The sequence below is a fragment of the Sporomusaceae bacterium genome (assembly GCA_031460455.1).
Taxonomy (GTDB): Bacteria; Bacillota; Negativicutes; order Sporomusales; family UBA7701; genus Anaeroselena.
Genome location: JAVKTQ010000002.1, coordinates 114,951 through 128,588, shown reverse-complemented (window position 1 = coordinate 128,588; position 13,638 = coordinate 114,951). Strand labels below are relative to the sequence as shown.

General features: G+C 60.9%; 15 protein-coding genes. All 15 read right to left on the bottom strand.

Annotation, left to right across the window (positions count from 1 at the left end):
- Positions 1-2 precede the first annotated feature (2 nt).
- Entirely contained in the window at positions 3-974 is a 972-nt protein-coding gene (gene flgA / locus RIN56_05205; protein ID MDR7866195.1) for a flagellar basal body P-ring formation chaperone FlgA, read from the bottom strand.
- A 9-nt stretch (positions 975-983) separates the two neighbouring features.
- Positions 984-1,772, bottom strand: a complete 789-nt coding sequence (flgG, locus tag RIN56_05200) for a flagellar basal-body rod protein FlgG (GenBank protein MDR7866194.1) — start codon at positions 1,770-1,772, stop codon at positions 984-986.
- 96 nt (positions 1,773-1,868) lie between these two features.
- Complete coding sequence (gene flgF / locus RIN56_05195) at positions 1,869-2,621, bottom strand: flagellar basal-body rod protein FlgF (GenBank protein MDR7866193.1); 753 nt, start codon at positions 2,619-2,621, stop codon at positions 1,869-1,871.
- Between the two features lie 127 nt (positions 2,622-2,748).
- Positions 2,749-3,777: a rod shape-determining protein gene (locus RIN56_05190; GenBank protein ID MDR7866192.1), complete on the bottom strand. Its 1,029-nt coding sequence runs from the start codon at positions 3,775-3,777 to the stop codon at positions 2,749-2,751.
- Between the two features lie 132 nt (positions 3,778-3,909).
- A complete protein-coding gene (gene spoIIID / locus RIN56_05185) occupies positions 3,910-4,176 on the bottom strand; it encodes a sporulation transcriptional regulator SpoIIID (protein ID MDR7866191.1) in 267 nt (88 codons plus the stop codon).
- A 114-nt stretch (positions 4,177-4,290) separates the two neighbouring features.
- Positions 4,291-4,992: a peptidoglycan DD-metalloendopeptidase family protein gene (locus tag RIN56_05180; GenBank protein ID MDR7866190.1), complete on the bottom strand. Its 702-nt coding sequence runs from the start codon at positions 4,990-4,992 to the stop codon at positions 4,291-4,293.
- A 75-nt stretch (positions 4,993-5,067) separates the two neighbouring features.
- Complete coding sequence (gene spoIID / locus RIN56_05175; protein ID MDR7866189.1) at positions 5,068-6,057, bottom strand: stage II sporulation protein D; 990 nt, start codon at positions 6,055-6,057, stop codon at positions 5,068-5,070.
- A 101-nt stretch (positions 6,058-6,158) separates the two neighbouring features.
- Complete coding sequence (gene murA / locus RIN56_05170) at positions 6,159-7,415, bottom strand: UDP-N-acetylglucosamine 1-carboxyvinyltransferase (GenBank protein MDR7866188.1); 1,257 nt, start codon at positions 7,413-7,415, stop codon at positions 6,159-6,161.
- A gap of 24 nt (positions 7,416-7,439) precedes the next feature.
- A complete protein-coding gene (locus tag RIN56_05165) occupies positions 7,440-8,201 on the bottom strand; it encodes a YwmB family TATA-box binding protein (protein MDR7866187.1) in 762 nt (253 codons plus the stop codon).
- A gap of 126 nt (positions 8,202-8,327) precedes the next feature.
- The gene (locus RIN56_05160; GenBank protein ID MDR7866186.1) at positions 8,328-8,744 is read right to left on the bottom strand and encodes a F0F1 ATP synthase subunit epsilon; all 417 of its coding nucleotides are present in this window, start codon (positions 8,742-8,744) and stop codon (positions 8,328-8,330) included.
- Positions 8,745-8,747: 3 nt separating this feature from the next.
- Entirely contained in the window at positions 8,748-10,157 is a 1,410-nt protein-coding gene (atpD, locus tag RIN56_05155) for a F0F1 ATP synthase subunit beta (GenBank protein MDR7866185.1), read from the bottom strand.
- A gap of 15 nt (positions 10,158-10,172) precedes the next feature.
- A complete protein-coding gene (gene atpG / locus RIN56_05150; protein MDR7866184.1) occupies positions 10,173-11,024 on the bottom strand; it encodes an ATP synthase F1 subunit gamma in 852 nt (283 codons plus the stop codon).
- Between the two features lie 6 nt (positions 11,025-11,030).
- Positions 11,031-12,566, bottom strand: coding sequence for a F0F1 ATP synthase subunit alpha (gene atpA, locus RIN56_05145; GenBank protein MDR7866183.1), 1,536 nt, complete (start codon positions 12,564-12,566; stop codon positions 11,031-11,033).
- A 2-nt stretch (positions 12,567-12,568) separates the two neighbouring features.
- Positions 12,569-13,135 carry a F0F1 ATP synthase subunit delta gene (locus RIN56_05140; protein ID MDR7866182.1) on the bottom strand — a complete coding sequence of 189 codons (567 nt, stop codon included), beginning with the start codon at positions 13,133-13,135 and terminating at the stop codon, positions 12,569-12,571.
- The gene (gene atpF, locus RIN56_05135; protein MDR7866181.1) at positions 13,132-13,632 is read right to left on the bottom strand and encodes a F0F1 ATP synthase subunit B; all 501 of its coding nucleotides are present in this window, start codon (positions 13,630-13,632) and stop codon (positions 13,132-13,134) included. The genes RIN56_05140 and atpF overlap by 4 nt, the downstream gene beginning before the upstream one ends.
- Between the last annotated feature and the right edge of the window lie 6 nt (positions 13,633-13,638).

Below are 13,638 nucleotides of genomic sequence, written 5' to 3'. Positions count from 1 at the left end.
CTTCACCTTCCACCGTAAATTATTACCTGGACGGTATTCATATCGACAACCCGGGCGCTGACGATGCGCTTGGAGGTCACGTTTTGCACCCGGATGATTTCCCCTTCGCGGCCGTCCTGCATCGTCTGACCGCCGGCGGCTATAATCATGCCGCCTGTCTTCACCAGGATGGTCACCACCGTTCCCCGTCTGATCATCAGCGGTTTGTCGACGGCTGATTCGGTCAGCGGCGTGCCGGCGGTAATCGGGCGTCGGGCGGCCAGACCCATGACTTTGCCGATATCGGTGATATACCCGGCTATCTTGCCGACCTCGCGCCTCTCGGTGCGCACGCTGTCGGCCGTTATCGCCTCGCGGGCGGCGATGTTGCGCGCCGCGACCACAACCTGCTGGTAAGCTTTGATGTTGAAGCGGAGGCTCACGGTCGTAAACGGTCGCCCGTCGGCGCTGATGGCGACGACCGCGGCGGTGGGTGCGTTGTAGCGGATGCCGGCCGGGAATTCGGCTTTGATGTCGACGCTGCCGAGAGGGGCCATAACGTCGGGCGCAGCGCCGAGCGGCGTTACCGACAGTTCGGTGTCGCCGTCGCCAGCCAGCTGGGTCTGAAGAGCTTCGGAGGCTGCGGCCTGCAGCCTTTCGCCGCTGATCGTCTGGGCGGCGGTGGTTACGACAATCGTCGGCGGCACCAGCCAGTTTATTTCCCCCAGATCCGCGCCTGAAGCTGCCAGCCGCGTACCAAGCGTATCGCTGGTCAAGGACAGGCGATGTCCGGGCGATGGCGCATTGCCGAGTTTGGTGGCGGCCAGCGCTTTTATTCTTTCCTTGTCCTCACCGGTGATTGTCGCCAGTTCGCCGAGGGTGATAATCGGACCGACGACGGTGACCTCGGCGTTCACCGCGACCGTCACCGGAGCGGCCGACGCGGGTACGGCGCAAAGGCACAAAAGCGCCAGCATCACCAGTATCCTAGCCATGACCTTCACCTATCGCTTGAGGTTGGCGGCAATCTCGAGCATTGAGTCGCTGGTCGTGATCGCTTTGGAGTTCATCTGATACGCCCGCTCGGCGACGATCATGTTGACCATCTCTTCCACAACCTGGACGTTGGACATCTCGACGTATTTCTGCACCAGCGTACCGGCGCCGTCCGAGCCCGGATTGCTATCGACCGGCGCCCCGGAAGCCGCCGTCTCCTTGAGCAGGTTGCGGCCGACGCTCTCCAGGCCGGCCGGGTTGGTAAACCGGGCCAACTGAATCTGGCCGAGTTCTTGCGGATTGGTCTGGGTGGGGATGGTGGCCGTCACGCGGCCGTCGGAAGAAATCGTAATCTCGGTGGTACCTTCGGGGATGGTGATCAGCGGCTCGAGCGGATAACCTTCGGACGTCACTATCCGTCCGGCGCTGTCCTTTTTGAAGGCGCCGTCCCGGGTGTAATTGAGCGTCCCGTCCGGCATTGTTATCCTGAAGAAGCCGTCGCCCTCGATGGCGATATCGAGTTGATTGCCGGTACTCTGAAGATTGCCCATGGTGTAAATTTTCTGTGTCGCCACCTGGCGGACGCCGTGGCCGATCTGAATGCCTGTGGGCAATTGCGTGTCGGGGCCGGTCGTCGCCCCAGCCTGGCGGACGGTCTGGTACATCAGGTCCTGGAAATCGGCGCGGCTTTTCTTGAAGCCGGTGGTATTGACGTTCGCCAGGTTATTGGAAATAACGTCAATATTGGCCTGCTGGGCTACCATACCCGTGCCGGCCGTCCATAACGCGCGCATCATATTGAGTTTACCTCCCGGTTTTCCGATTTCAGGCCGCCTCAGTCGGTCGGCGACCCCCCGGGGCTTCTTGTAAAGTCCAGCCCCAAAAAACTAGTTTTACACTCTGCCTACATCATTGACGGCTTTGTCAAGCAGCGAATCATGGGCCTGCACGGCTTTGCTGTTGATCTCGTAGGCCCGGTAGCCGGTGATAAGATTGACCATCTCGGCCACCACATTGACGTTGGAGAGTTCGAGGTAGCCCTCGCGTATCAGGATGCCCTCAGCCGGTTCTTCCTGCTGGCCAGGTCCGGCGGCAAACAGCGTGGCGCCCTCTTTGACAAGCCGCTTCTCGTCGGCGAAGCCTGCAATCCTCAGCGTGTCGGCGTCCGCGTCGTCCACCATGATCCGGCCGTCTTCGACGATGTCGACCTTGCTTTGAGGGTCGCCCAGCTGAATGGCCCCACCCTGGCCGAGTACCCGGTATCCGTCCTGGGTAACCAGTTCGCCCTGGGCGCTGCGGGTAAAGCTGCCGTTGCGGGTGTAACGAACTCCGGCCGGCGTTTCCACCGCGAAAAAGCCGCGGCCTTCGATGGCCAGATCGTACTTGTTGCCGGTCTGCCTCATCATTCCCTGGGTGTGGATGGTAGCAACCTCGTCGATAACCGAGCCGACCCCCATGCTGCCGATGGCCGGGCGATTCGGCCCGTCGTTGATCCGCTGGATGAGCATGTTGCGGAAGTCCTTGCCGACGGCGATATCTTTGCGATAGCCCGCCGTGCTCGCGTTGGCGAGGTTATTGGCGATGATGTCGGTCCTCGCCGCCTCGGTCATCATCCCCGACCCGGCGACATAAATTCCCCTTATCATCCATTCACCTCCTATTCTATTTATCGATGAAAAAAGCTATTTCTTAAGCTTTTCCGCCCAGGAAAGTTGTGGAAAAAGCCAAAAATAAGCGGCCGTCCGAGGTTCCTATCCTCAGACGGCCGAGCTTTTACGCTATGCTGCCTTTTTTTATTGTCGTCAACGAATCCTGGATAGTCTCGAGCGACTCCAGCGCCTTGCCGGTGCCCAGCGCCACGCAGGACAGCGGGTCGTCGGCCAGATAGGTGGGTATGCCGGTTTCCTGGCTGATAAGTCTGTCCAGCCCGTGGAGGAGTGAGCCGCCGCCGGTCATGACGATGCCGCGATCGACGATGTCGGCCGCCAGTTCTGGCGGGGTTTTCTCCAGCACTGTCTTGACGCATTCGATTATGAGGGAAATCGGTTCCGCCAAAGCCTCACGCGTTTCCGTGGAGCCGATCCGCATTGTTTTCGGCAGGCCGGACACCAGATCGCGGCCGCGAATCTCCATCGATTCGTTGCGGCCGGACGGGAACGCGGTGCCGACATTGACCTTGATTTCCTCTGCAGTGCGTTCGCCGATCATGATATTATATTCCTTCTTGATGTAACGTACCAGCGCTTCGTCAAACTTGTCGCCGCCGACCCTGAGCGACTCGCTTACGACGATGCCGCCGAGGCTCAGCACCGCTACGTCGGTGGTGCCGCCGCCGATATCGACGACCATCGATCCGCACGGCTCGGATATCACCAGACCGGCGCCGAGGGCGGCCGCCAGCGGTTCTTCGATAAGGTATGTCTTGCGGGCCCCGGCCTGCATGGCCGCCTCCAGCACCGCCCGTTTCTCCACGGTCGTGACACCGGACGGCACGCACACCATGATGCGCGGCTTGAAGAACATACTCCGGCCGGCCACCTTCTCGATGAAATGGCGGAGCATGCTTTCCGTCGTGTCGTAGTCGGCGATAACGCCTTCACGCAAAGGACGGATGGCCACGATGTTGCCCGGCGTCCTCCCCAGCATCCGGCGGGCTTCCTCGCCGATCGCGATGATGCGGTTGGTGTCGCGGTCGATAGCCACGACCGACGGCTCACGCAGAACGATCCCCTTGCCTTTTATATATACCAGTACGGTAGCTGTTCCCAAGTCCACCCCGATATCCATAGACATTCCGAACATTCCGAAACTCCTTTCCCCTACTGCAATCTCTAAAGCTTGTCCCTTTGAGGCCAAAAAAAAGAGCTAACTCGAACAGTGTCACTCTTTGCAATAAATAATACTATTAATTCTATCTTATGACAGCAATTCCTTTTATTTCTCACTATTTTCTTTGCCGTCTTTATACTTCTTCCTGGTCGCCTCGCCGCCGCGGATGTGGCGTTCAGCCTTGTTGATCTCCAGGATATGACGCACCTTGTTTGCCAGCCGTTTGTTGATTGTGGGAAGTCGCTCGATCATATCTTTATGTACGGTACTTTTGCTTACCCCGAAAACGGTTGCCGTCTGTCTTACCGTGTGCTTGCTTTCGAGTATGTGGTTACAGATGTCCAGCACCCGCTTGCGGATATAGTCCTTCATATCCCAATTTCCCCCTCGCCCTCCGTTTGCTACCATGTATATGCGGACAAAACAAAAAAATGCGTGACATGTCACGCATTTTCGGCCGCCGTCGGGACGGAGGGCGGGAAGCCGCTATTCGCTTTTCGCCAGCAGTTCCTGTGGGTCGACATACTTGTCGCCGCCTTTGACTGCCAGGTGGAGATGGGGGTACCGTTCGCCGGGCGCCTCCCCGACGGTGCCGACGCTGGCGCCGGCTGGAAGGTGCTGGTCTCTGGCCACGACGACGGCGGCCAGTGAACCGTAGTGTACGGTGTAGCCGCCTCCGGCCACCGCCACCGTCAGCCCGTACTGCCTGTCCTCGTAAATTTCCGTCACCCGTCCTCCCCACATCGCCCTCACTGCGGCGCCCGCAGGAGCAACGACATCGACGCCGGGGTGATAGCGCCAGTCGCCGTAGAGCGGATGCGGCTGCCAGCCGAACGCCGCTGAGGCTGCCCCGACAACCGGCCGACGTGGCCTATCGCCTGACTTTCCTACACTTGCCGCCTGTTGTGCGGGCGCGGCGGTCAGGGGCATGTCCGCCGCCCGCACGGCCGCCATGCTTACAGGCGGCGTCTCGTGACGGATCGCCGTGGCGGACGGCGCCTCCAGGCGCGCCTGGGGGACGATAGGCACCGGTACAGCCGGCTGCCGGATACCGCTGACTATAACCAGCATAAGGACAGCCGCCATGACGACCAGTCCTGTGGCTACGTATACTGGCCGGGGCTCCGTCCACGTCTGCCGTGTCCTAAGGCGCTTCAGCTCTTGAAACAGGTTGTTCGTCCAGGGCATAATGATCACCTCTCATGACCATTATTCCCCAAAAAGAAGCCGCTGATAACACCCGCCCGGGGCATAGCAGCGGCTCTACGATTCGTGGATGCTGGTGATCTTGATACCGGTGTAGTAATAGGACAGAATGGCGCGGAAGTCTTTGCCCTCCTTGGCCATGCCGTTCGCGCCGTATTGGCACATGCCCACCCCGTGCCCGTAGCCGGTGGTTTTGAACACCACCTTGCCGCCTTTGGTTTCCAGGGCGAAGTTAGCCGAACGCAGCTCCAGCTTCTGACGGAGGTCGAACCCGGTAAACGTTTTGCTGCCTACCCTGGCCTTGGCCACCCGGCCGGACTCGGTTCTGTCGATGACTTGGGCCACCGCGCCGCCTCCCTGGGCTGCCGCCACCACCCCGGCCTCGGCCCCCAGACGCTGCTCCAGCTCGGCGAAGCTGTACTCCCGGCTGTCGCTGTAGCGGGGCGAATTTTTGTCCCAGGTACAGACGACGCTCTGCAGATAGGGGTAGTCGAAGCCCCATACCTCCTTGGCGGCGGCCGTGCGCTCGCCGCTGGTGGAGTGGAAAACGGCATTGATGGTTTCGCCGTTATGGGTGGCGACCAGCCCGCGCGTCTCTTCGACCGCCCGGCTTATCTTGCCCCAGTAGCGGTCGAAAGCGAACGGCCCCCAGCGATCCCTGAGCTGAAGGGTGCTCAGCCACGCCTGGCTCCTGGCCGGGTCTGAGCTGACATCGGCGCCCGGCCTGTCAGTCAGGCCGCCGCCGCCGAATAGCGCCATCTGTTTGACCGCGTATGTCCGTCCCGCCACCGCCTGTGCCTTGAGGGCCTCAAGCTCGAACTCGGCCGGCATCTCGGCAGCTACCATGCCTTTAACGTACTCTTCCAGGCTCATTTCCACGATCCGGTCCTGATCGTGGAGATAGACCTTGATCGGGATGTCTTCGCCTTTCTTCATGGCTGCCGGCCGCGTTCCCGCAGGCCCCCCCAGGCTGTAGAGCACTACAGTGGGAACAACGATGACAACGGCGATGACAAGCAGAATGGTCAGCGCCAACACCTTTTTCACGCCCGCCCCTCCCGCGCTTATGTATCCAATCATATGCGCAGAGCGGCGACTATATGACAAGCATAAAGGAGCGACCCTAAGGCCGCTCCTTTAATAATCCTTTATCCGACCCGGACGATCTCCGCGCCCAGGCTTGCCAGTTTACCGACGATATCTTCATACCCGCGATCAATATGATGAATGCAGCTTATCTCGGTTTTGCCCTCAGCCACCAGTCCCGCCAGCACCAGCGCCGCGCCGGCCCGGAGGTCGGTGGCCTTGACCGGGCAGCCGGTCAGGTTGGGCACCCCTTCCACGATGGCGCTGCGGCCTTCGATTTTGATGCTCGCCCCCATGCGCTTGAGCTCGTCCACGTGCATGAAGCGGTTCTCGAATACCGTTTCGGTGACGACGCTCGTGCCGTTGGCCACCGTCATCAGCGCCATGAACTGGGACTGCATGTCGGTGGGAAATCCGGGATAGGGCAGCGTTTTGACATCCACCGCCTTGACCGCTCCCGTGCCGCGGACCCTCACCCCGTCTATCTTCTCTTCGATCGCCACACCCGCTTCCTTGAGTTTGGCGGTGACCGGCTTAAGATGTTCGGACAGGGCGTTCTCCAGCCAGACGTCGCCGCCGGTGATCGCCGCCGCCACCATGTAAGTGCCGGCTTCGATCCTGTCGGGGATTACGGCGTGAGTGGTGCCTTTGAGCTCTTTGACCCCTTCGATGCGGATGACGTTGGTTCCTGCGCCGCGGATCCGCGCCCCCATGGCGTTTAGGTAGTTGGCCAGATCGACGATCTCCGGCTCTTCGGCGGGATTTTCGAGGATAGTTTGGCCTTCGGCCAGAGACGCAGCCATCATGATATTCTCGGTAGCGCCGACGCTGGGAAAGTCGAGGTAGATCCGCGCGCCTTTAAGCCGCTGCTTTGTCCGTGCCTCGATATAGCCGTGGCCGAGGACAATTTCCGCACCCAAGGCCTCAAAACCTTTGAGGTGGAGATCGATCGGCCTCGTGCCGATCGCGCAGCCGCCGGGCAGGGAGATGCGCGCCTGGCCGGCTCTGGCGAGAAGCGGCCCCATGACGAGGAAGGAGGCCCGCATCTTGCGGACAAGCTCGTAGGGGGCTTCGCAGCAGGAGAGGTCGGCGCTGTTGACGATCAGCGTGCCCGCCTCCTCTTTCGCGACTGTTACCCCGAGATAGCCAAGCACTTCGCTTATGGTGCCGACGTCCTCGAGGGCGGGAATCTCCTCCAGCCGGCTAGTCGTCGTCCCCAGAAGCGAGGCCGCGATAATCGGCAATACGGCGTTTTTGGCGCCGCTGATCTTAATGCTGCCAGACAGTCTTTTTCCCCCGCTGACAATCAGTCTTTCCACGTACTTTCCTCCCACCGCTTGCTGCTAATATTCGCCTGTTATCACCGGCGAGGCGATGACTACATAGGTGCGGTTGTCGTACGGGCTGTAACGGATGGCCAAGTTGATGTTGATCCGCTTGTCCCCGACGACGATGCCTTCCGGCAGTTTGGGGGAAAACCCCGTCATACCGGCGTAACCAGGCTGGACAGTCAGCTCGGCATCAGTGGCGCCTAAGACTTGTCCGGCCATTTGCAGCTTTTCTGGCCACATTTCTTTTTCTAGTTTACCATCAAGCCTACCCACCAGGCAAGTAGATATACGCGCTGCCCCGCCGCCGCAGTCGGCAGCCTCCGCCACCCGGCCGCGGAGCAGCTCGATATCGGCCGCCGCGGCCTTAGTCTCGGTGTTTACCACCAAGAACGCCTCGGCGCTTTTCTTGTCCCAGACGGGATAGACTACCTGGACCATGACGACGGCCTGGCAACCGTCGCCGACCGCTTCCGCTCTGACGAGGCGATGCCGTTCGCTGCGGGTAAGCTTGAGGTCGTACTGGTCCTGCGGGTAGCCAAGTCTGGCCATCGCCGCCTGGGCAACGCGTTTTAGCCTGTCGTCGGTCAGTTCGGCATCAGGCAACTTGGTCCACGCGTTAAAAGCAACCGTCTCCGTCACCGCCCCGGCGGCCTCCATGGCCTCGCCCAGCAGCTCGACCCGCGCCGCTTCGGCGCCGTCTTTAGCCTGGCCCCAGGCGAGCAGCGACAAAAAAAGGAGGCCGGCCATCAACGCATAGCAAATACTTCTGCGCATACTACTCCCCATCCTTCTCTGAGCTTATTCTTGCCAGTTTTTAGGGGAGTTATGCAAGCAATTTTTGCCGGTGCGATGATGGCGAAATAGTTAAAAGGCCGGGAGTTCTCCCGGCCTTTTCGCAAATCAAATATCTCTTGCCCTGCCTTCGGCCACCCGCAGACGGATAATCGCCCGTAGCAGGGCGGCTTCGGCCCGGGCCATGTCAATATCGGGGCCGGCGTCCTTGAGGCGTCGCTCGGCTCTCTCGCGCGCCGACTCGGCCCGTTTGACGTCGATCTCGTCGGGCAGTTCGGCGCAGGAGGCAAGGATGGTAACCTTGTCGGGCCGCACCTCGATGAACCCGCCGCAGACGGAAATCTGGCGCTCGCCTTCATCCTTGAGCACCCTTAGCGGCCAGACAGCCATGCCGGCCACCAGCGGGGCGTGCCCGGGCAAGATGCCAAGGTCGCCGTCGGTAGCCCGGGCGATGACCATGTTGACGCTGTCGGAATAGACGATGCGTTCAGGGGTGACAATATCGAGCCTTATGGTATTGGCCACAGCCTATTCCCCCTTGATCTGGCGCGCCTTTTCCACCGCTTCCTCGATTGTGCCGACCATGAAGAAGGCTTGCTCGGTCAGGTCGTCGTGCTTGCCGGCCAGAATCTCCTTGAAACCGCGGATCGTTTCCTTGAGGGGCACGTATTTGCCCGGCGTGCCGGTAAACGCCTCGGCCACGAAGAAAGGCTGACTCAGGAAGCGCTGTATTTTGCGGGCCCGGGACACGGTGAGCTTGTCGTCGTCGGACAGCTCTTCCATGCCGAGGATGGCGATGATATCCTGCAGCTCTTTATAACGCTGCAGCACTTCCTGCACGCCGCGGGCCACTTCGTAGTGCTCCTGGCCGATGACGTGGGGGTCGAGAATCCTCGAGGTGGAATCGAGCGGGTCGACCGCCGGATAGATACCCAGCTCGGCGATCTGCCGCGAAAGAACGGTGGTGGCGTCGAGGTGGGCAAAGGTTGCCGCCGGCGCCGGGTCGGTCAGGTCGTCGGCCGGCACGTAAACAGCCTGCACCGAGGTGATCGAACCCTTCTTTGTCGAGGTGATGCGTTCCTGCAGGGCGCCAACGTCGGTGCCCAGTGTGGGCTGATAGCCGACCGCGGACGGCATGCGGCCGAGAAGGGCGGAAACCTCGGACCCGGCCTGGATGAAACGGAATATGTTGTCGATGAACAGCAGTACGTCTTGGCCGCCTTTGTCGCGGAAGTATTCGGCCATCGTCAGTCCGGTGAGGCCGACGCGCATCCTCGCTCCCGGCGGTTCGTTCATCTGGCCGTACACCAGGGCGGTCTTGTCGATAACGCCCGACTCTTTCATTTCCGTCCACAGGTCATTGCCTTCGCGGGTGCGCTCGCCGACGCCGGAGAAGACCGAAAAACCGCCGTGCTCGGTGGCGATGTTGCGGATGAGTTCCATGATGATAACGGTTTTGCCGACGCCTGCGCCGCCGAACAGACCGATTTTGCCGCCCTTGGAATAGGGGGCGATGAGGTCGACGACCTTGATGCCTGTTTCGAGGATGGTGGTCGACGTCTCCTGATCTTCGAAGGATGGCGCCGGACGGTGGATAGGCCAAAAATCTTCGGCTTCGACCGGCCGCGCGTCGTTGTCGACCGTCTCGCCCAGCACGTTGAAAACCCGGCCCAGTGTCGCCTTGCCAACCGGTACTTTGATCGGCGAGCCGATGTCCACAGCCTTCATGCCGCGGGTCAGACCGTCGGTGGACGACATGGCCACGCAGCGGACGACGTTGTCGCCGAGGTGCTGCATCACTTCCGCCGTCAGTTTGACGCGGATCTCGCCGCTTTGTTCGTCTATCACCACGGCATTATAGATCGGTGGCAACTGTTCCGGGGGGAATTCGACGTCAACGACAGGACCGATGACCTGAATTACTCTACCAGTGTTCACTCTTTCCCCTCCTCACTATTTGAGGGCCTCGGCGCCGCCCACGATCTCGGAAATCTCGCGGGTGATATTCGCCTGGCGTACCTTGTTGTAGTTTAAAACCAGCTTGGAAATAAGTTCCTGGGCGTTGTCGGTGGCCGAACCCATGGCTGTCATCCTGGCGCCCAGTTCGCTAGCCGCCGATTGGAGGAGGGCGCCGTAAACGACCGTTTCCAAATACTTCGGCAGCAGCAAGCCCAGCACTTCTTCCGCCGACGGCTCGAAGATGTATTCCCGCGGCTGCTCTTCGCCTTGAGCCGTATCGGTGTCGACCGGCAGCAATTTGACGGTGGCGGGCTTGTGGTTGATGGGCGAGAAGAAGCGGGTGTAAACCAGATACACCTCGTCGTACTCGCCGCGGGCATAAGCCGAGGCCACATCGCGCGACATCTTGACGGCTTGGTCGTAAGTCGGCCGTTCCGAAAACCCGGTGTATTGCTGATCGATGGTATAGCCCCGCCGCCGGAAATAATCCCTGACTTTGCGGCCGACGGTCAGCAGGTGGACGTTGTCCCGGCCGCCGACCTGGGGCAGCACCTCGCGCAGAAGGTTGGAAGTGTACGCCCCCGCCAGGCCCTTGTCGGCGCCGAGGATGAGGTACGCCGTACGGCTGACCTCGCGCACCGCCAGGAGCGGATGCCCGGAATCCTTGGCCCCGGAAGCTACACCCGCCAGTATCTCGCGGATTTTGTCGGTGTAGGGGCGGCTGGCGTTGGCCCGTTCCTGGGCCCGGCGCAGTCTGGCCGCAGCCACCATCTTCATGGCCTTGGTAATCTGCTGGATGTTCTTGACGCTCTTAATGCGGCGCCGTATATCCCGCGTACTGGCCATTGGTCATCACCCCGCTTGCGCGCCGGTCTTGTCGTAGGCCGCGAAAGTATCTTTGAACTCTTTTACGGCTTCCTTGAGCGCGGCTTCGGTTTCTTTGTCGATGACCTTTTTCTCGCGGATGGTCTTGCTGATTTCAGCGTAGTTGGCCTTCATGAACTTGATGAAGTCCTGCTCGAAATGGACGACCTCGTTGGCCGGGATGTTGTCGAGATAGCCGTTGACGCCGGCGTAGATGGTCAGTATCTGTTCTTCGACCGGCACCGGCTCGTACTGCGGCTGCTTGAGGATCTCGGTCATGCGCTGGCCGCGGTCGAGAAGCGCTTTGGTCGCTTTGTCGAGGTCGGAGCCGAACTGGGCGAACGCCGCCATTTCGCGATACTGGGCAAGGTCGAGACGCAACCGGCCGGCGACCTGCTTCATGGCCTTGATCTGGGCGGAGCCGCCGACGCGGGAAACGGATATGCCGGCGTTGATGGCCGGGCGGGTGCCGGAGTAGAACAGCTCGCTCTCCAGGAATATCTGCCCGTCGGTGATCGAGATGACGTTGGTGGGAATATAGGCGGAAACGTCGCCGGCCAGCGTCTCGATTACCGGCAGCGCGGTTATCGAACCGCCGCCCAGTTCGTCGGAAAGCTTGGCAGCGCGCTCTAAAAGCCGGGAGTGTAAGTAGAAGACGTCGCCGGGATAAGCCTCGCGGCCCGGCGGCCGGCGCAGAAGCAGCGACATGGCGCGGTACGCGGTGGCGTGCTTGGACAGGTCGTCGTATACGCACAGCACGGCGCCGCCCTTGTACATGAAGTACTCGCCCATTGTTACCCCGGCGTAGGGCGCAAGGTACTGCAACGGAGCGCTGTCGGAAGCGCTGGCGGCCACGACGATGGTGTATTCCATCGCTCCGGCTTCTTCGAGGGTATGCACGACGCGGGCGACGGTCGAAGATTTCTGGCCGATGGCCACATAGATGCAGATGACGCCCTGACCCTTCTGGTTGATGATCGTGTCGATGGCGATGGCCGTCTTGCCGGTGCCGCGGTCGCCGATGATGAGCTCGCGCTGGCCGCGGCCGATGGGAATCATGGCGTCGATGGCCTTGATACCGGTCTGGAGCGGCTCTTTGACCGACTGGCGATCGGCAATGCCGGGGGCGCGGTACTCGACCGGACGGAACTCGGTCGTATTGATGGGCCCCTTGCCGTCGACCGGCTGGCCGAGAGCGTTGACAACCCGGCCGACCATGGCGTCGCCGACCGGCACCTGCATGATGCGGCCGGTGCGGCGGACGGTGTCGCCTTCTTTTATCAGCAGCTCGCCGCCCAGAAGAACGGCGCCGACGTTGTCTTCCTCAAGGTTGAGAACCATGCCGTACACGCCGCCGGGGAACTCCAGCAGTTCGCCGGCCATGGCCTTCTCAAGGCCGTGGATGCGGGCGATGCCGTCGCCGACCTCGATGACCGTGCCGACGTCGTCCACGTTGAGGTCGACCTGATAGCGCTCTATCTGTTGCTTGATGATTGCCGTGATTTCTTCAGGCCTCAGTTTCATACTCAGTAAGTCACCCCAATCTTACTCACTTCGGTCTTGAGCAACGCCGCCTTCAGCGTTTCGAGCTGACGGACCACGCTGCCGTCGATCAGTTTGTCGCCGATTTTCACAACCACGCCACCGACGATGCTTTCGTCCACGCGGGTATTGAGCACGACCGTCTTGCCGGTGACGGCGCTAAGCTTGGCTGCCAGGGCTTGCCTGTCGCCCTCGGCCAGCGGCCTGGCGGTCGTAACCTCGGCCTCGGCTATGTTGCGGGCCTTGTTGGCCAGTTGCCTGTACTCCCTGATAATCGCCGGGAGAGCCGTTTCGCGGCGCTTGTCGACGAGCAGGAGCAGGAAGTTGCGGACATAGTCGGCAACCTGCGGTCCGAAGACCCTCACGACCGTTTCCTTCTTGGCCGCAAGCGGCACCTGCGGATGATACAGAAGCGTGGCCAGCTCGCCGAATTTGGCGAGCGTCTCTTCCACGATGCCCAGTTCTTTCTCCACGCCGTCGAGTGCCTCTTTCTCGGCCGCGATCTCGTACAGGGCCTCGGCGTACCTCAGGGCGAGTTGGCTGGCAATCATTGGACACCACCTATTTTCTGTCCGTCGAGATTATTGATGAAGTCGCTGACCAGTTTGGCGTTGGCGTTGGCGTCCAGGTTCTGCCCGATGATCTTGCCGGCGGCGGCGATGGACAAGGACACGACCTCATTCCTGAGCTCGGCCACGGCCCGTTCGCGCTCGCGGGCGATCTCCTCCTGGGCTTCCTTCAACAGGCGGGCGTGCTCGGCCCGCGCTTCCTTGAGAATGTCATCCTTCGCCTGTTCGGCGAGTTTGGTGGCCTTCTCGACAATCACCTGGGCCTGGGTCCTGGCCTGGGCCAGTTGTTCCTGGTATTCGCGCTTCAGTTCCTCCGCCGCCGCCCGTTCGCGGTCGGCCGATTCCAGGTTGCCGACGATGCGGGCCTGACGGTCGCTCATCGCCTGGAGGACCTTGCCGAAGACGAATTTCTTCAGGATATAGGCCAAAAGAAGAAAATTTATGATTTGCGCTATCAGCGTAGCATTCAACTCAACCAAATCGTT